The following is a 17,201-nucleotide window of genomic DNA, read 5'->3' as shown; positions in this document are numbered from 1 at the left end:
CTCTTCACTTTGCCTGCGCCCACCAGGTGTCGGGCAGAAAGCCCGTCCAGTCCCCGTAAAGCGGTATCTTTTCGGGATACTTCAGGTCGGAGGAGTAAGCCAAGCGGGAAAGGTCGGAGTACCAGATCGGGATCACGTAGCGGCCCGAGGTCAGCACGCGGTCCAGCGCCTTGGTCGCAGAGGTGAATTCGTCCGCGTTCGGGGCTTTCAGCATGGCGGCGATCATCGCCTCGACGGCGGGGGAGTTCACGCCCATCCAGTTGCGGGTGCCGGGTTCGGTGACGCCGGGGGCGCCCCAGTAGAGCAGCTGTTCGTTGCCGGGCGACAAGGACAGCGACCGGATGTAGTGGGTCATGTCGAAGTCGTAGTTCGTGGTGCGATCCTTGTACTGCGCGTCGTCGACCTTGGTCAGCGTCGCCTGGATGCCTAGCGCCTTCAGCGCCTCGATATAGACCTCGGCGGCCGAGCCCATCTCGTCCTGACCTGTAACGAGGAGGATCTCAAAGGCGAAGGGCTCGCCCTTGGCGTTCTTCAGCATGCCGTCATCGCCCACGGTCCAGCCAGCCTCCTCCAAGAGTTTCGTGGCAGCGCGGATGTTCTTGCGGTTGGTCTGGTCCCCCTCGGCGACGGGGAGCGCATAGCCTTCGATCGCACCGGGGGGGAGTTCGGCGGCGAAGGGTTGCAATAGTTCAAGCTCGCGCCCCTCGGCCGGATTGCCGGGGTCCATCGCGAGGAACGAGTTGCCGAAGTAGGACGGGATGCGGGGCAGGACGCCCGCGTTCAGGGTCTGGTTGATGAATTCGAAGTTGAAGGCCAGGATCAGCGCCTCGCGCACGCGCCAATCGGCAAAGATCGGCTTTCGGGTGTTCATCACGAATCCCTCGATCCCCGAGGGACGGCCGTGCGGGATTTCGGCCTTGATCACGTCGCCGGAGGCAACCGCGGGGAAGTCGTAGGAGGACTGCCACTTGGCCACGTTCGCCTCGCGGTAGGCAGAAACCTGGCCCGCCTTGAACGCTTCGAAGATCGCCTGCGGGTTGGCGTAATAGTCGTATCGGATCTCGTCAAAATTCCACTGGCCGCGGTTGAAGGGCAGGTCCTTGCCCCACCAGTCGGGGTTGCGCTTGTAGGTGACCTGGACGCCAAGTTCGGAGGTGTCCAGCACGTAAGGCCCCGAACCGATGGGGACCTCCATCGTCGCCTCGGCGAAGTCCTTGCCCTCCCACTGGGCCTTTTTCAGGATCGGGCGCAGGCCAAGGATCAGCGGCAGTTCGCGGTCCTCGACGTTGAAGGTAAAGCGGATGGAGCGGTCGCCGGTCTTTTCCATCGAAGCGATCTTCTTCCACGCGGCGGCGTAGCGCGGGTTGCCTTGGGTGCCCAGGGCTTCCATCGACCACATCACGTCGTCGACCGTCACGGGGGAGCCGTCAGAGAATCGGGCCTCGGGTCGCAGGGTGAATTCGACGTAGGTCCGGCCCTCGTCGGTATCTATCGATTCGGCCAGAAGCCCGTACAGCGAGAAGGCCTCGTCATAGTTCCGGCCCATCAGCGTCTCGACGGTAAGGGTCGAAATGCCAATCGCGGGGCGGCCCTTGGTGACATAGGGGTTGAAGCTGTCATAGCTGCCCGCCTCGCCCCAGCGGTAGGTGCCGCCCTTGGGTGCGTCGGGGTTCACCTGCGGCAGGGACACAAAATCCGGGGGGAGAGCAGGCTCGCCATACATAGCTATGCCGTGCATCGGTTCCGCCTGAGCGCCTGCGGCAAAAAGGGCCAGTGCGGCCGTCAGCCCGAACCTGCGCAAACCGGCGCTCGTTTCCCGTCCCATCCCGTGATGCTCCCCTATCCAGCGGTTGTGTGGCCGCAGACTAGGACGGAGATTGAATCAATTCAAACTTTTAGCTTGGCCATCGGCGGAGAGGGGACTATAAAGACTGTACTGCTCGATAGGTTTCTTGCCTGTATGAAACCTGCCTCAAAGACTTAACGCCGGCTTCGCGCCGGCGTTTTTTTATGCCTTCAGACTGGAATCCGGAACCGAAGGGGTCGTATGATCCTTTTGCAGGTGCAGCATTTGGAGGACGGCATGACGCTGGGTGGCAAGCGGGCGATCATCACCGGGTCGAATTCGGGAATCGGTTTGGGTGTCGCGGAGGCACTGGCGGCGGCCGGCGCCGAGGTGATTCTGAACAGCTTCACCGACCGGCCCGAGGATCATGAGCTGGCGGCCGAGCTGGGCGCGCGGCACGGGGTGGCGGCGCGCTACCTTCCGGCGGACATGTCCAAGGGGGCGGAGTGCCGGGGCCTGATCGAGAAGGCAGGCGGCTGCGACATCCTGGTGAACAATGCGGGCATCCAGTTCGTCAGTCCGATTGACGAGTTCCCGGTTGAAAAGTGGGATGCGATCCTTGCGATTAACCTGTCGTCGGCCTTCCACACCACGGCTGCGGCCTTGCCTGGGATGCGGGCCAAAGGCTGGGGGCGGATCGTCAACGTAGCCAGCGCGCACGGGCTGACGGCAAGCCCGTTCAAGTCGGCCTATATCGCAGCCAAGCACGGCGTCGTGGGTCTGTCGAAGACCGTGGCGCTGGAGACGGCGGGGCAGGGGATCACCTGCAACGCGATCTGCCCGGGTTACGTGCTGACCCCCTTGGTCGAGGCGCAGATCCCCGAGCAGATGAAGGTGCACGGGATGGACCGCGAGACAGTGATCCGCGAGGTGATGCTGCTCCGCCAGCCCTCGCGCCAGTTTGCGACGGTGGAACAGATCGGTGGGACGACCGTGTATTTGTGTTCCTCTGCGGCGGATCAGGTGACGGGCACGACGATCAGCGTCGATGGTGGATGGACGGCGCTGTGAGGCGGGTCAGCCTGGCCCTGCAGGGCGGTGGCGCCCATGGGGCATTCACCTGGGGGGTGCTCGACCGGCTGCTGGAGGAGGAGGACCTGGAGATTGCCGGGATTTCCGGCGCCTCGGCCGGGGCGCTGAACGGGGCCGCGCTGAAGGCCGGGATGCTGGCGGGCGGGCGTGCCGGAGCGAAGGCCCGGCTGGACCGGCTTTGGCAACAGGTGGGCGAGATCGGGGATTTCCGGATGCTGCCCTGGATCGCGCCATTCCTGCCCGCGATCCGTTTCTGGCAGACCGCCGGTGCCGCCGTCCTGCCATTCTCGCCGCACGGGGTCGCAGCGCAGCTTTATTCGCCCTACCTTTTCGGCAAACGCTGGACCAATCCTCTGGAGCCGGTGGTCCGTGACCTGGACTTCACCCATGTCTGCGCAGAGGCGGGCCCAAGGCTGTTCGTGAGTGCCACCAACGTTCGAACCGGCAAGATCAAGGTCTTTCACGGCAGCCAGATCTCGCCGGAGGCACTGTTGGCCTCGGCCTGCCTGCCGACGGTGTTCCAGACGGTCGAAATCGACGGCGAGGCTTACTGGGACGGCGGGTTCTCCGGCAATCCGGCGCTGTTTCCGCTGTACGAGCCCGATCTGCCGGATGATGTGGTGGTGGTGTCGATCAACCCGATGCGGACCGAAAGCATCCCCGACACGCCGCTGGAAATTCAAAGCCGCATCAACGAGATCAGCTTCAATGCCGGTCTTCTGGGCGAGCTGCGCGCCATCAACTTCGTCCGGCGCCTGATCGCCGAGGGCCGGATGGAGCGCGGGCAGATGAAGGAAGTGAACATCCACATGATCGCGGACGACGGGCTGATGAACGAGCTGTCTGCGGATTCCAAGCTGTCGCCAACGCCGACGCTGCTGAACCGACTGAAGACTGCGGGACGGGCGGCGGCCGAGCGGTTTTTGGCAGAAGGCGGCGCGAAGATCGGGCAGGAGCCAAGCGCGGACCTGCGGACGCTTCTGGGCTAGATCAGCGGCTCTTTCGGCACCGGATAGACCAGCCCGCCCGAGACGATCAGCTTGGCCGCGTCATCGACGCCCATGTCCATTACGATCAGGTCCTTGGTCGGCACGAACAGGAGCATCCCGCTGGTAAAGGGCGTCAAGCCGACGAAGACTGCGGACATGTCGGGGCCAAGGGCTGCAAGACGTTCGGCAAGCTCGCCCCTCGGCCGGGTCGACATGAAGCCAAGCGCCCAGGACCCGGCGCGGGGGAATTCCACCAGAACGACCTTGTCGAAGCTTTTGTCCTTCTTGTTGAAGAAGGTCTCGGCCACCTGCTTGATCCCGGAATAGACCGAGCGGACGACGGGCATCCGTTCCACCAGGTTCTCGCCCGAGCGGATGACGGAACGACCGATCAGGCCCTTGGCAAGCCAGCCGATGATGATGGTGACGATCAGGAAGACCAGAACGCCGACACCGCGGACCGGAAATTCGTATTCCGGACCGAACCAGCGGCCGATCAAGGCGTCGGGTTGATAGGTGGCGGGGATCAGCGGAAGGATCCAGCCGTCCAGCCAGCCGATGAAGGCCCAGACGATGTAGATCGTCAGGCCGATCGGCAGCACGACGACAAGGCCCGTCAGGAAGCTGGCGCGCAAGCTGGCCAGAAAGCCGCGACGGTGGGGCGAATGCGGTTCGGTCACGTGAGATTGTCCCCTTCGCCACCTATCTAGGTGGTCCGCCCGGCGCAGTGCAATGGCAAGCGCGGGCAAACACAGGAATTTCAGGTGGCTGCGGCCAGTTCGCGGGCAATCGCCGCGCCAAGGCGGGCGTTGTTCAGCACCAGACCGATGTTTGCGGTCAGCGATCGGCCCTCGGTCAGCTCGAAGATGCGCTGCAGCAGGAAGGGCGTGACGGCCTTGGCGGCGATGCCCCTCGCGGCTGCCTCTGCCAGGGCTGCTTCGATATGCGGTGTAATCTCGGCCTTGGGAATCTCTGCCTCTGCCGGGATCGGGTTGGCTACAAGTTGGCCGCCAGGCAGGCCAAGGCGGGCGCGCATCCGGTGGGCGGCGGCGATGTCGGCGGCAGTGTCCATCCGGAGCGGGGCCTTCAGACCCGAGGTCCGCGACCAGAAAGCGGGAAAGTCGTCCTGACCGTAGGCGATGACGGGGACGCCGAGCGTTTCAAGATACTCCAGCGTCTTCGGCAGATCGAGGATCGCCTTGGCCCCGGCAGCGATGACGGTGACCGGGGTTTCAGCCAGTTCGCGCAGGTCGGCGGAGATGTCGAAACTGGTTTCGGCCCCCCGGTGGACCCCCCCGATCCCGCCGGTGGCAAAGACATGGATCCCGGCGAGGTGGGCGCAGATCATCGTGGCGGCCACGGTGGTGGCTCCGATGCCGCCGGTCGCAAGGCAGGCGGCAAGGTCCGCACGGGAAAGCTTGGCGACGGACTTGGCCTGCCCGAGGGCGTCAAGTTGCACGTCGGTGAGGCCCACATGGATGCGACGGTCCATGATCGCGATGGTGGCGGGGACGGCGCCTTGCGCGCGGATCTCGGCCTCGACCCGGCGGGCTGTTTCCACATTCTGCGGGAATGGCATGCCGTGGGTGATGATCGTGCTTTCAAGCGCAACAATGGGCGCACCATTGGCGCGAGCCTCGGCCACTTCGGGCGAGAGGGTGAGGGGCAGATCAATCATGAAGCGTCCGATCTATGGCAGGGCCGCAGGTGTAGTCGTGAAAGCTGGCCGTGAAGCCCGCGCGTTCCGGCGAGCAGGCCATGACGCCGACCAGGGCCGGGCCAGCCTCAAGGTAGCCAAGCCGAGTCATCTGCCAGCTGCCGTCCGGGCGCTGGACCTGAACGCGGATCGCGTCGTCGTGGCGCGTCAGGCGCAAACGCAGGCGGTCGGAGGCGAAGGGCAGGGCGACGATGGACCAGTCCGACCGGTCGTTGGTGATGACGGTGGAAAAGAACGGCTGGCCGTCGGTGTATTCGATCCCCGCCTTGACCCAGCGGGTTTCGTCCAGACGCAGCATCAGTCCCGCCTGGTCGTACAGCGCCTCATATCGCGCGGCGATGGTGACTTCGGCGGTGAAGTCGCCGGTGACGGGATGATGCAGGAAGTGGCCGGTGTCGCGGATGAAGCCGTAATGGGTCTTTCGCCAGTAGTCGGTGCGGTCGCCAGTGGTGAGGGTCAGCGCCTCGCCGTCGATCCGGGACGCAGGCGGCGGGTTCGTCCAGGTCATGTCGGCAAAGCTCATGACCCGATGTCCCCCGAGACATAGGTGGCAGCCGCGCGCAGCGCTTCGTCCAATGCCTCTTGCCGGGTGGCGCCCCGGCGTTCGGCCACGAGATGCGCCGCCATGAACGTGTCGCCCGCCCCGGTGACGCGGGTCACCAGGACCTTGGGGGGCTGACCCATGATCACACCCTCATCGCGGCGGCCCTCGGCGGCAAGCTCGCCGCCATTGGTCACGAGGACCCGGCCCGCTCCCCGGGTCAGCAGCGCCTGAGCCGCCTCGGGGGCGGTGGCGGTCTCGCTGCGGCTCAGGATGTTGGCTTCTTCGAGGTTCACGTAAAGCGTCGCCGATGGATGGTCGAGGAGCGGCAGGAGCCGCCCCGCCTTGCCGGGAGAGGCGGGTGCGACGCGAAGGTCGGCAGCGGCGAACAGCGGCGAGGCGGCGATCTCGGCTAGAAGCGCCTCGGTCAGGTTGCCGTCCAGCGCGATGGGACCGGTCCAGGGGGCGGCTTCGGTGCCCAGGCGCCCGTCGGCGAGGGGGCGCAGGATCTTGTCGCCGGCCGCCTCCAGCGAATGGGCGTCGGCGATGGCGGCGATCAGGCCGTTGGCACCCTCGATCGCCATGTAGCGGTCGGTCGGCAGGTCGTCAGACCGGTAGACCGTTCCCGTCACCAGCCCAAGCCGATCGCAGGCGGCGATGATCTCGTCCCCCTCGGCGTCGCGGCCGATGGCGGTCAGAAGCGCAGGGGTCATTCCGAACCGCCGCAGCGTCATCGCGATGTTCATTGCGACCCCGCCCGGCAGGCGGGTGATCCGGCCCGGCACGTCCGAGCCAAGCCGCATCGAAGTGGGAGAGCGGCCGATGATGTCCCATAGGACCGAGCCGATGCAGAGGATATCCGGTGTCATGGCCCCTTGTGGCGCGCGGCCTGCAAGATCGCAAGAGGCGCGTCAGCCCCGGTAGAGTGACTTGATCAACTGGCGGGCCAGCAGCACCTGGCGGGTCAGGAGTGGCGGGTCGCCCATTCCGCGGGCCAGGATGATCGCGCCTTCGATGACGCTGTTGACGAGGTCGGCCATCTCGGCCGGGTCCACCGGCTCACGCGGGGGATGCAGCGCGGCGATGCGTTCGAAAAGGCCCTGGAACCGTTCCCGGAAAGCCAGAAGCGCGCGGCGGTTCGCGGCCTTCACCTCGGCGTCGAATAGCCGGTCCTGGTAGGTCGCCGAGGCCAGGATGCAGCCCTGATAGCCGCCCGGAACCTCGGCGTAGCCTTCGCCCATCAGGCGCAGGGTGATCAGAAGTTGCTGCAACGGGTCATCCGACAACTCGGCCGCGCGGGCCAGAAAGCCGTTGATCATGCGGCCTTCTTCTTCGATCTGCCGCTCGATCAGCGCCCGGGCAAGGGCGTTCTTGTCGGGGAAATGGTAGAAGAACCCGGCGCGCGTGATCTCGACCGCGGCGGCGATCTCGTCGATCGAGGTGGCATCGAAGCCCTTGGCAACCACGGCGGCATGCGCGACTTCAAGGATGCGGTCGCGTTTGCCGCGGGTCGGGCGTTCGGCGATGTCCTGCGTCATTTGGTTGACTCTTGGTATAGTTGCGACGGGTTGCACAACGCAATTTCGTCACGCCACCCCCGATAAGATAATGATACGCAAACATATTAATCCTTGCGTGCACTTTACCACAGGTAGGCTGTCGGACAAAGCCCACTCTCTGCGATCAAGATGGTGTCGTGAGACGAAGAGGAGCGTGCCATGCAGCGCATTGACCTACTGATGACCACAAGGAACCCCCGGCCCGCCGACGCCGGTCTGGAGACCGCGATGATCTTTCACGAAGGGTTCGATCTGCCCGAGTTCGCCTCGTTCGTGCTTCTGAACGATGCGGCCGGCCGCACGGCTTTGGATCGCTGGTTCAAGGGCTTCCTGGACATGGCGCGGGCGGGCGGGACCGGCTTTGTCCTGGATACCGCGACCTGGCGGGCCAACATGGGCTGGGCAGGAGCGTTGGGACTGGACGAGGCGGGTATCCGGCGGGTGAATACGGACGCGGTGGCCTTCGCGCGGGCCTTTCGCGATCGGCATGAAACCACAGCGCTGCCGATCTTGGTCAATGGTGTCATCGGACCTTCAGGCGACGGCTACCGGGTGGACGTGACGCGGGCGGCGGATGAGGCCGCGCGCATCCACCGGCCCCAGATCGAAGCCTTGGCCGCGGCGGGCGCGGACCTGGTGACGGCTCTCACGATGACCCACGTGGAAGAGGCGGTCGGCATCGCCCGTACCGCCCAGGCGGCGGGGCTGCCGCACATCCTGTCCTTCACGGTCGAGCCGGACGGCGACCTGCCATCGGGGCAGGGGTTGCAGGAGGCGCTGGCAGAGGTCGAGGCCGCGACGGGGGGCAGCGCGCTTTTCTACATGGTCAACTGCGCGCATCCGACGCATTTCGCGCACCGGCTGGAGGGGCCGATGCGGGACCGGATCGGCGGGCTTCGCGCCAATGCCTCGCGCCTCAGCCATGCGCAACTGGACGCGGCGACCGAGCTGGACGATGGCAACCCGGTTGAATTCGGGGCGGATTACGCGGCACTTGCCGGGCTTTTGCCGAACCTGCGGCTGATCGGGGGCTGCTGCAGGTCGGACCACCGGCACGTGGCGGCGGCCTGCAGTCATCTGCATAGCGAGGCAGCCTAGCGTTTGCGAAAGCCGCTGCCGTAACCGCCGTCGCGGCCGCTGGGGAAGGGGCCTTCGGCAAGATAGCGGTCATGGCAGCGTTGCAACGCCTTGCGGTCCAGAATGACGCCAAGGCCGGGGCCGGTGGGCACCTTGGTCACGCCATTTTCCAGAGCGAAGGGACCGCCCTCGATCACGTCGTCGGCGTACCAGTGAAACAGCGTCTGGCTGGCGCCCCGCACATGCTCCAGCGCGGCGGTAAGGTGGAGATAGGCGGCGGACGCGATGCCCGTCTCGCCAGAGTGGAAGCGGAAGCCGACGCCCATCGCTTCGCAGGCACGGATGAAGTCCCGGGTGCGGGCGATGCCGCCGTGTTCGTTGACGTTGGTCACGATGGCGTCAGGACAGCGCAGGGCGTGCGCTTTCTGCAGGTCGATGGCATGGGCGGAAAAGGCGATGGGGGAATGGCGGCGGAGGTCCGCCATTTCCTCATAGGTCTCAACAGGTTCTTCGAACCAGCTGATGTCGAAGGGCGCGAACCGGGCCAGCGCCTCGCGCGCCGTTGGCACCGTCCAGCCACCGTTCGCATCCAGTTGCAGGGTTCGGTCGCCGATGGCGGCCCGGACCTCGCGGACCATCTGCACCTCTTCCGACAGCGGCACGGTGCCGACCTTGCCTTCAAAGACCGTGGAGCCGTGGCGTTCGACCATGGTGGCGCAGTAGCGGGCGACGTCGGTGGGGGTCGCCTCGCCGGGGTCGGTGCCAGGGAAGCGGTAGGAGAAATACTCCGTCAGGGGTATCTCGGTCCTGACCGCACCGCCGAGAAGGGTGTGAAGCGGCACCCCTTCCGTCTTGCCGCGCGCGTCCCAGATCGCCATCTCGATCCCGCCGAAGACGCGGCGGGCGGCGGTGACATTGCCCCAGGGCGTATAGCGCATCGCGGGGACGATCTTCGCCTCGGCCGTGGTGACCTCGCGCACATCATGGCCGATCAGCTTGGCACCAGCGGCCACCACATCGGCTGCACGGTCGCCATCGGCGCATTCGCCAAGGCCCAGGACGCCATCCTCGGTCTCAAGCTCGATCACGGTCTTGGTGAGAGACGCAATCGCGCCGTAGCTGAACCGGTAGGGCGCGCGGAAGGGGATGTTGACGGGCGTGGCGCGGATCGAACGGATCTTCATCGGGCATTCCGGGGTGACGGCGATTGCCCGGGATGCTAGCCATTCCACGGTGCCCCGGCCCGACCGAAGCCGACGAATTCCTGCCGGTTTCGCGGGTTTTGTGCCGATTTTCCGGGCTCTGCCCCTTGCAACGCGGCAAAGGGCAGAGTATGGCGCGCCTACTTCACAGGTGTGGCTGGGTCCGATGCGGGGAGAAATCCCGTGCGGTCCACCGGTTGCCCCGCAAGGGGTGAAGACGGCCGCACCGAGGATCAAACCGGAAAAGGATAAGGCATGGCTCTTCCCGAGTTCACCATGCGTCAGCTCTTGGAAGCTGGCGTTCACTACGGCCACCAGACCGCTCGCTGGAACCCCAAGATGGGCGAGTACATCTACGGTGACCGCAACGGCATCCACATTCTCGACCTCACCCAGACCGTCCCGCTGTTGGACCAGGCGCTGAAGATCGTCCGCGACACTGTCGCCAAGGGCGGCCGCATCCTGTTCGTCGGCACCAAGCGTCAGGCCCAGAAGCCGATCGCCGACGCCGCCGAAAAGTGCGCGCAGTTCTACATGAACCACCGCTGGCTGGGCGGCACGCTGACCAACTGGAAGACCGTTTCGCAGTCGATCCAGCGCCTGAAGCAGCTGGACGAAGTTCTGGGCGCGGGCGGCGAAGGCCTCACCAAGAAAGAGCGCCTGGGCATGGAACGCGACCAGGCCAAGCTGCAGGCTTCGCTGGGCGGCATCCGTGAAATGGGCGGCACCCCGGACCTGATCTTCATCATCGACGTTGGCAAGGAAGACCTCGCCATCCTGGAAGCGCAGAAGCTGGGCATTCCGGTCGTCGGCATCGTCGACACCAACTGCTCGCCCAAGGGCGTGACCCACGTGATCCCGGGCAACGACGACGCAGCCCGCGCGATCCAGCTGTACTGCGACCTGATCAGCCGTGCGGCTCTGGACGGCATGTCGGCCCAGATGGGTGCGGCTGGCGTCGACCTCGGTGCGCTGGAAGCGGCTCCGGAAGAAGAAGCTGTCGCCGAGGCTGTTACCGAAGCTGCCGTCGAGGCCTGATCGGGCCTTCGGGTCACAACACTGTCACCCGGCGGGCTTAAGCCCCGCCGGGACCAGCATTTCCAAGGAGTGGAAAACATGACGATCACCGCCCAAATGGTGAAGGAACTGCGCGAATCCACCGGCGCAGGCATGATGGATGCGAAGAAAGCCCTGACCGAGGTCAACGGCGACATGGAAGCCGCGGTCGACTGGCTGCGCACCAAGGGCCTGGCCAAGGCCGCCAAGAAAGCTGACCGCGTCGCGGCCGAGGGTCTGATCGGCGTGGCCGTCAGCGATGGCCGTGGTGTCGCGATCGAGATCAACTCGGAGACCGACTTTGTCGCCAAGAACGCCGACTTCCAGACGCTGGTCCGGGAAGTCGCCAATGTCGCGCTGACCACCGGCGACGACATCGAGGTCGTGAAAGCCGCGCAGCTGAACGGCAAGACCGTGGAAACCGTCCTGCAGGAAGCCATTTCCCGCATTGGCGAGAACATGACCTTCCGCCGCATGCACGTTCTGGAGGGCGACACCGTCGTCTCCTACGTCCACAACGCCGCGACCGCGGGCATGGGCAAGATCGGCGTGCTGGTCGCGCTGAAGGGCGACAAGGCCAAGGCCGAAGAGCTCGGCAAGCAGTTCGCGATGCACATTGCCGCGACGAACCCGCTGTCGCTGTCGGAAGCCACGCTGGAGCGTTCTGTGGTCGAGCGTGAGCTGGCCGTCCAGACCGCCAAGGCTCTGGAAGAGAACGCCACCTCGGCCAAGCCGAAGCCCGAGCAGGTGATCCACAACAACATCATCCCGGGCCGGATGAAGAAGTTTCTCGCCGAGAACACACTTCTGGGCCAGGCCTTCGTGATCAACCCCGACCTGACCGTGGAAGCTGCGGCCAAGGAAGCCGGCGTCGAGATCACCGGCTATGCCCGTGTCGCAGTCGGCGAAGGCATCGAGAAGAAGACCGAGGATTTCGCCGCCGAAGTCGCCAAGGCGCTTCAGGGCTGAATTCCCAGGAATGGGGCAGGGGGCCGGTGCAGCGATGCGCCGGCCCCTTTCTTTTGTTCGGTTTGCTTTGCGGAAAATGGAACGGCGCGGTCCCGGGGAGAACCGCGCCGCAAGTCCTGCCCCGACCCCTCGGGGAAAAAGGTGCGGGATGGCAAGACGTGAAGTCGGCCGTCTGAATATGCGGCCATGATCCGGTATCAAGCAGTGCCAGCCAAACTTCGCTGGTCCGCGTGACCTTCGGTTTCCCTTAGGTCACGCAGGTCTTTTGCCACGACGACCGGGTTCGGGCGAGTGCGGAATACCCTACCTCGCGGCGTGGGCGATCTCGGGCTGGCGCTGAAAGATCATGTTCAGAAGCGCGCCCTTGGCCACAGCCTGGGCCGTGGTCTCGACCGCCAACGCCTCACGCGCAAGGCGCAGGTGCTTTTCGACCATCGCCGGTGAGACACCCATCAACAGCGCCACGTCCTGAGTGGTCTTGCCGTCCGCCACCCACTCCAGCGCCTCACGCTGACGCGGCGAGAGCGCACGGTGCCGCGACAACTGCGGCAGGTGCACGATGGTCAGGTGCATCATGTTCGCCACCGCCAGGATCTCTTCCTTGCGGGCCGCAAATATCTCGTCCACCCGGACCGGGGTCAAGCCGGGATCGGCAATCAACCCAAGCGCGCCTTTCGAGCGGGAGGAGACCTCGGGGAAGCTGACCGACATGCCCGCCACGATCCCCTGCGCCGCGTTCTGGCGCACCGCCTCCGCTTCCTCGCTGGACAGCCGCCCGGCCTCGAAAGCCTCCTTCACCCAAGACCAGGTACAGGCGCCCGAATTGTGCTCGGCCCAGCGGAAGACCGGGGTCTTGGCGTAAAAGCCGCCCTGGAAGTAGCGCTTGACGTAGTCTGCGTCGCAGGTGGTCAGAAAAAGTGCGTCCTCTGGGTCGCCGATGGTCTTGAGGTGCTTGAAGCGGGTAAAGCCGTAATTGGCGCGTTTGAAACCGAGGCTGGCGAAATGGGCCGTGCTGCGGTCCCAAGCCTCGTCGATCGAAGACGCGGCCGCGATCCGGTTCAACACGCCAAGAATCGTGTCACTCATCTTTGTCTTCCCTGTTGCTCTTAAAATGTCGGCGTCAGGGGCTGACCTGCCGACATTCCGAACTTGGACGAGAGATAAGGCCGGTTTCGCGGGCTTGTCTACTTTTAGCGCAGGGCAAAGGCATCAAACCGCGTGTATGACGGAAGTTGTCATGCGTTTTGCCGTGGTCGCGCTAAAGAAGAGGCGCAATTTCGGTGATCAACTGGGGCAGGGCGGCGAAATCGTCAAAGATCACGCGCGCCTTAAGCGATTCCGGTGCGGCCTTGCGGTAACCCCGGCTGAACAGCGCCAACGGCACGTCTGCGGCTTCAGCGGTCGCTGCATCCACTTCGCTGTCGCCGACAAAAAGCGCCTTGCCGGGGCCAAGACCCGCCAAAGCCGCCCTTAGCGGAGCCGGATCGGGCTTGCGCTGTGGCAGCGTGTCGCCGCCGATGATGACGGAAAACAGTTCGGCGAGTCCAAAGTGCCGCAGGATCGCACGGGTCGGGCCTTCGGGCTTGTTCGTGCAGATCGCAAGCCGGTGGCCCGCCTCGGACAGCGCAAGAAGCGTTGTAGATACGTTCGGATAAAGCGTCGTCCGATCAAAGGCTTCTTCATAGATGTTGATGAAGTCATCGATCAGTGCCGCCTGCAGGATATCGTCCCTTTGCAGCCCCTGATGCGCCATCAGCCGTTCAACCAGAACACCGACGCCATTGCCGATGAAGCCGCGCACTGTCGCTTGCGAAAAGGGCGGCAAGCCTCTTTGCAGGAACACTTTATTGGCTGCGTCATGGATCTGTGGCGCGCTGTCGATCAGCGTTCCATCCAGATCGAAAACCAGATTCAGGCGGTCAGCCAAGTGCCGCCTCGGCGGCAGCACGGATCAACCGGATATTTGTCCCATAGGGCTCTGGCCAGTCGGCCGAGCCGCCCTTGAACACCGCAGATCCCGCCACCAGCACATCCGCGCCAACCTTCGCCACCAAGGGCGCTGTCGCAACCGTGATGCCGCCGTCAATTTCGATGTGGACGGGCCGGTCGCCGATCATCTCGCGCAGCCGGGCGATCTTTGCAAGCTGGCTTTCAAGGAAACTCTGCCCACCGAAACCGGGATTGACCGTCATGACGCAGACGAGGTCGACCATGTCCATCAGTTCGGCCACCGCCTCGACCGGCGTGCCGGGATTAAGCGCCACGCCAGCTTTTTTCCCAAACCCGCGAATGGCTTGCAGCGTGCGGTGAATGTGCGGCCCAGCCTCAACGTGCGCTGTGATGATGTCAGCTCCGGCCTTGGCGTAAGCCTCCAGATAGACGTCCACTGGCGAGATCATCAGATGAACGTCCATCACACCCTTGATGTGCGGCCGAAGCGCCGCGCACATCGCCGGGCCGAACGTCAGGTTCGGAACGAAGTGGCCGTCCATCACGTCGACATGCACCCAGTCGGCACCTTGCGCCTCGATCGCGCGACATTCGGCGCCGAAGTTCGCGAAGTCGGCAGCCAGGATGGAGGGCGCGATCTTGATGGAACGGTCGAACATGGGGCAGGCTCCAAAAGCTTGCGCGCTGCATATCCCGGCGCATAGCGCCTTTCCAGCAGGCATTACATTACATATTACTGATTACACGATAAGTGCACAGGCCGATCCAGCCACCTTCCCCAAACGAAAACGGCCCGGTCAGAAGACCGGGCCGCGCCGCAGGTCAGAACAGCAATCAGCCGACCAGTTCGAGGCCCGAGAAGAAGAACGCGATCTCGCGTGCAGCCGAAGCCTCCGAGTCCGAACCGTGGACCGAGTTCTCGCCCTTGGACAGCGCAAAGTCCTTGCGGATCGTGCCGTCGGCGGCAGCCGCCGGATCGGTCGCGCCCATCACTTCGCGGTTCTTGGCAATGGCGCCTTCGCCTTCCAGAACCTGCACCACGACCGGCTCGGACGCCATGAACGCGCAAAGCTCGCCATAGAAGCCGCGCTCCTTGTGCTCGGCGTAGAACGCGCCAGCTTGGGCCGCGGTCAGATGGATTCGCTTCGAGGCGACGACGCGCAGTCCGGCATCCTCGAACTTGGCAACGATCTTGCCGGTCAGGTTGCGCTTGGTCGCATCGGGCTTAATGATCGACAGGGTACGTTCAACGGCCATGTGGCTCTCCATCGGGTTTGGGGCCAGCTTGGCCCTCTTCGGATGGCCGGGCTGCTATCACGCGCGGGCGGCTTTGAAAAGGTGCCCGCGCCATTGACGTCCTGCGCCCGATCAGGCACTTGGCGCCCATGCTGAAGATCGAGGACATCACTTATAACGTCGAAGGCCGACCCCTGTTCGAAGGGGCGTCGGCAACCATTCCGACCGGCCACAAGGTTGGCCTCGTGGGCCGCAATGGTGCGGGCAAGACGACGCTCTTCCGCCTGATCCGCGGCGAGCTGGCGCTGGAGGGGGGCACGATCACCCTACCCCAGCGCGCCCGCATCGGCGGCGTCGCGCAGGAAGTGCCGTCGTCGGAAACCTCGCTGATCGATACGGTGCTGGCCGCTGATACCGAGCGCGCCAGCCTGATGGCCGAGGCCGAGACCGCGCATGACGCGCACCGCATTGCCGAGATCCAGGCCCGCCTGGCCGATATCGACGCCTGGTCGGCCGAGGGTCGCGCGGCCAGCATTCTCAAGGGTTTGGGCTTTGATGCGGACCAGCAGCAGATGCCCTGTTCGGCCTTCTCAGGCGGCTGGCGCATGCGCGTGGCGCTGGCGGGCGTGTTGTTCGCCCAGCCCGACTACCTTCTTCTGGACGAACCGACCAACTACCTTGATCTTGAAGGCGCGCTCTGGCTGGAGAGCTATCTTCAGAAGTATCCGCACACCGTCCTGATCATCAGCCACGACCGTGAGCTCTTGAATCGCGCCGTCCAGGGCATCCTGCATCTGGACAACCGCAAGCTTACCTATTGGCAAGGCGGTTACGACCAGTTCGCCCGTCAGATGGCTGAACGCCGCGCCGTCTTGCAGGCCGAAGCGAAGAAGATCGACGCCCGCCGCGCCCACCTGCAAAGCTTCGTCGACCGCTTCAAGGCCAAGGCATCGAAAGCAGTGCAGGCCCAGTCCCGCGTGAAGATGTTGGAAAAGCTGACCCCGATCACCGCGCCGGAAGACGCCAAGAAAGTCGTCTTCACCTTCCCTGCCCCCGAGGAACTTGCACCGCCAATCATCAATCTCGATGGCGCAGCGGTGGGCTATGGCGGCCCGCTGATCCTCAAGAAGCTGAACCTCCGCATCGACCAGGATGACCGCATTGCCCTTCTGGGTCGCAATGGTGAGGGAAAATCCACGCTTTCCAAGCTTTTGGCGGGCAAACTTCAACCAGCGGAAGGCAAGTTCGCCCGCTCGTCCAAATTGCGGATCGGCTACTTCGCCCAGCACCAGGTGGACGAGCTGCACCTGGACGAGACGCCCCTGCAACATATCATGCGCCTGCGCCCCGCCGAAGGACAACCAAAGCTGCGCGCCAGGCTGGCAGGCTTCGGTTTGATGGCTGACCAGGCGGACACTGTCGTTGCCCGGTTGTCAGGGGGACAGAAGGCGCGATTGTCGCTGCTTTTGGCAACAATCGACGCGCCGCACCTTTTGATCCTGGACGAGCCGACCAACCACCTCGACATAGAAAGCCGCGAGGCCTTGGTTGATGCCCTGACCGAATATCCCGGTGCCGTGATCCTGGTCAGCCACGACATGCACCTTCTGGGTCTGGTGGCGGACCGGCTTTGGCTGGTCAAGGACGGCGCGGTGACGCCCTACACCGAGGATCTGGAAGCTTACCGCCGACAACTCCTGGCCGGGGACGACGACGTGAAGGTCGTGTCGCAGCCTGTTGTAAAGAAACCCAAAGCTACCCGGGACGAAATGCTTGCGCTGAAAGCAGAGGTCCGCAAGTGCGAGGACCGTCTGCAAAAGCTGAACGACATGCGTGACAAGCTGGCGAAAAAGCTGGCAGACACCGAGCTTTACGAGGATGGCCGCAAGGGCGAGCTGGAGACCTGGAACAAGAAGTACGCCGAGGTGATGGAAGCTCTCGACAAGGCCGAGGCCTTGTGGCTTGCAGCGCAAGAGCGGCTTGAGGGCGCGTTGGTCTGAACCTACAGGGGTGTATATACAGGTCAG

The 17,201-nt window shown here is 64.5% G+C and carries 17 protein-coding genes; 6 read left to right on the top strand and 11 right to left on the bottom strand.

All coding sequences use genetic code 11. The features are described from left to right. Positions 1 to 4: 4 nt before the first annotated feature. Positions 5 to 1,723 (bottom strand): extracellular solute-binding protein, encoded by a 1,719-nt coding sequence (locus tag Q0C42_RS17690; protein WP_295079213.1) that lies wholly within the window; start codon positions 1,721 to 1,723, stop codon positions 5 to 7. Positions 1,724 to 2,083: 360 nt separating this feature from the next. Here Q0C42_RS17690 and Q0C42_RS17685 point away from each other — a divergent pair, with 360 nt between their 5' ends. Next, positions 2,084 to 2,857: a 3-hydroxybutyrate dehydrogenase gene (locus Q0C42_RS17685; protein ID WP_295079211.1), complete on the top strand. Its 774-nt coding sequence runs from the start codon at positions 2,084 to 2,086 to the stop codon at positions 2,855 to 2,857. Further along, complete coding sequence (locus Q0C42_RS17680; protein ID WP_295079023.1) at positions 2,854 to 3,867, top strand: patatin-like phospholipase family protein; 1,014 nt, start codon at positions 2,854 to 2,856, stop codon at positions 3,865 to 3,867. The genes Q0C42_RS17685 and Q0C42_RS17680 overlap by 4 nt, the downstream gene beginning before the upstream one ends. On the opposite strand, the gene Q0C42_RS17675 is transcribed toward Q0C42_RS17680, so the two are convergent. From Q0C42_RS17675 to Q0C42_RS17655, 5 genes are all read right to left on the bottom strand, one after another. Next, the gene (locus Q0C42_RS17675) at positions 3,864 to 4,547 is read right to left on the bottom strand and encodes a DUF502 domain-containing protein (RefSeq protein WP_295079020.1); all 684 of its coding nucleotides are present in this window, start codon (positions 4,545 to 4,547) and stop codon (positions 3,864 to 3,866) included. The genes Q0C42_RS17680 and Q0C42_RS17675 overlap by 4 nt on opposite strands. Positions 4,548 to 4,627: 80 nt before the next feature. Next, positions 4,628 to 5,545, bottom strand: a complete 918-nt coding sequence (locus tag Q0C42_RS17670) for a pseudouridine-5'-phosphate glycosidase (RefSeq protein ID WP_295079017.1) — start codon at positions 5,543 to 5,545, stop codon at positions 4,628 to 4,630. Next, positions 5,538 to 6,107 carry a DUF1349 domain-containing protein gene (locus Q0C42_RS17665; protein WP_295079014.1) on the bottom strand — a complete coding sequence of 190 codons (570 nt, stop codon included), beginning with the start codon at positions 6,105 to 6,107 and terminating at the stop codon, positions 5,538 to 5,540. Before Q0C42_RS17665 ends, Q0C42_RS17670 begins: the two co-directional genes overlap by 8 nt. Next, the gene (locus Q0C42_RS17660) at positions 6,104 to 6,994 is read right to left on the bottom strand and encodes a PfkB family carbohydrate kinase (protein WP_295079012.1); all 891 of its coding nucleotides are present in this window, start codon (positions 6,992 to 6,994) and stop codon (positions 6,104 to 6,106) included. Before Q0C42_RS17660 ends, Q0C42_RS17665 begins: the two co-directional genes overlap by 4 nt. A 42-nt stretch (positions 6,995 to 7,036) precedes the next feature. Then, the gene (locus tag Q0C42_RS17655) at positions 7,037 to 7,663 is read right to left on the bottom strand and encodes a TetR/AcrR family transcriptional regulator (RefSeq protein WP_295079009.1); all 627 of its coding nucleotides are present in this window, start codon (positions 7,661 to 7,663) and stop codon (positions 7,037 to 7,039) included. 180 nt (positions 7,664 to 7,843) lie between these two features. On the opposite strand from Q0C42_RS17655, the gene Q0C42_RS17650 reads away from it, so the two are divergent. Continuing rightward, positions 7,844 to 8,782: a homocysteine S-methyltransferase family protein gene (locus tag Q0C42_RS17650; RefSeq protein WP_295079006.1), complete on the top strand. Its 939-nt coding sequence runs from the start codon at positions 7,844 to 7,846 to the stop codon at positions 8,780 to 8,782. On the opposite strand, the gene Q0C42_RS17645 is transcribed toward Q0C42_RS17650, so the two are convergent. Next, complete coding sequence (locus Q0C42_RS17645) at positions 8,779 to 9,945, bottom strand: mandelate racemase/muconate lactonizing enzyme family protein (protein ID WP_295079002.1); 1,167 nt, start codon at positions 9,943 to 9,945, stop codon at positions 8,779 to 8,781. The genes Q0C42_RS17650 and Q0C42_RS17645 overlap by 4 nt on opposite strands. Positions 9,946 to 10,218: 273 nt before the next feature. On the opposite strand from Q0C42_RS17645, the gene rpsB reads away from it, so the two are divergent. After that, positions 10,219 to 11,001: a 30S ribosomal protein S2 gene (gene rpsB / locus Q0C42_RS17640; protein ID WP_295078999.1), complete on the top strand. Its 783-nt coding sequence runs from the start codon at positions 10,219 to 10,221 to the stop codon at positions 10,999 to 11,001. 78 nt (positions 11,002 to 11,079) lie between these two features. After that, positions 11,080 to 11,988, top strand: a complete 909-nt coding sequence (gene tsf / locus Q0C42_RS17635; RefSeq protein ID WP_295078997.1) for a translation elongation factor Ts — start codon at positions 11,080 to 11,082, stop codon at positions 11,986 to 11,988. Positions 11,989 to 12,291: 303 nt separating this feature from the next. On the opposite strand, the gene Q0C42_RS17630 is transcribed toward tsf, so the two are convergent. From Q0C42_RS17630 to ndk, 4 genes are all read right to left on the bottom strand, one after another. After that, the gene (locus Q0C42_RS17630) at positions 12,292 to 13,074 is read right to left on the bottom strand and encodes a LuxR family transcriptional regulator (protein WP_295078994.1); all 783 of its coding nucleotides are present in this window, start codon (positions 13,072 to 13,074) and stop codon (positions 12,292 to 12,294) included. A 172-nt stretch (positions 13,075 to 13,246) separates the two neighbouring features. Then, entirely contained in the window at positions 13,247 to 13,915 is a 669-nt protein-coding gene (gene gph, locus Q0C42_RS17625) for a phosphoglycolate phosphatase (protein WP_295078991.1), read from the bottom strand. Next, positions 13,908 to 14,597 carry a ribulose-phosphate 3-epimerase gene (rpe, locus tag Q0C42_RS17620; protein ID WP_295078988.1) on the bottom strand — a complete coding sequence of 230 codons (690 nt, stop codon included), beginning with the start codon at positions 14,595 to 14,597 and terminating at the stop codon, positions 13,908 to 13,910. Before rpe ends, gph begins: the two co-directional genes overlap by 8 nt. A 175-nt stretch (positions 14,598 to 14,772) precedes the next feature. Beyond that, complete coding sequence (ndk, locus tag Q0C42_RS17615) at positions 14,773 to 15,195, bottom strand: nucleoside-diphosphate kinase (protein WP_295078985.1); 423 nt, start codon at positions 15,193 to 15,195, stop codon at positions 14,773 to 14,775. Between the two features lie 128 nt (positions 15,196 to 15,323). Here ndk and Q0C42_RS17610 point away from each other — a divergent pair, with 128 nt between their 5' ends. Beyond that, positions 15,324 to 17,174, top strand: a complete 1,851-nt coding sequence (locus Q0C42_RS17610) for an ABC-F family ATP-binding cassette domain-containing protein (protein WP_295078982.1) — start codon at positions 15,324 to 15,326, stop codon at positions 17,172 to 17,174. Positions 17,175 to 17,201 lie beyond the last annotated feature (27 nt).

The organism is Tabrizicola sp. (assembly GCF_022842145.1).
GTDB lineage: Bacteria > Pseudomonadota > Alphaproteobacteria > Rhodobacterales > Rhodobacteraceae > Tabrizicola.
Note: the sequence above shows the minus strand (reverse complement) of the source record. Positions and strands in the feature narration are given on the sequence as shown.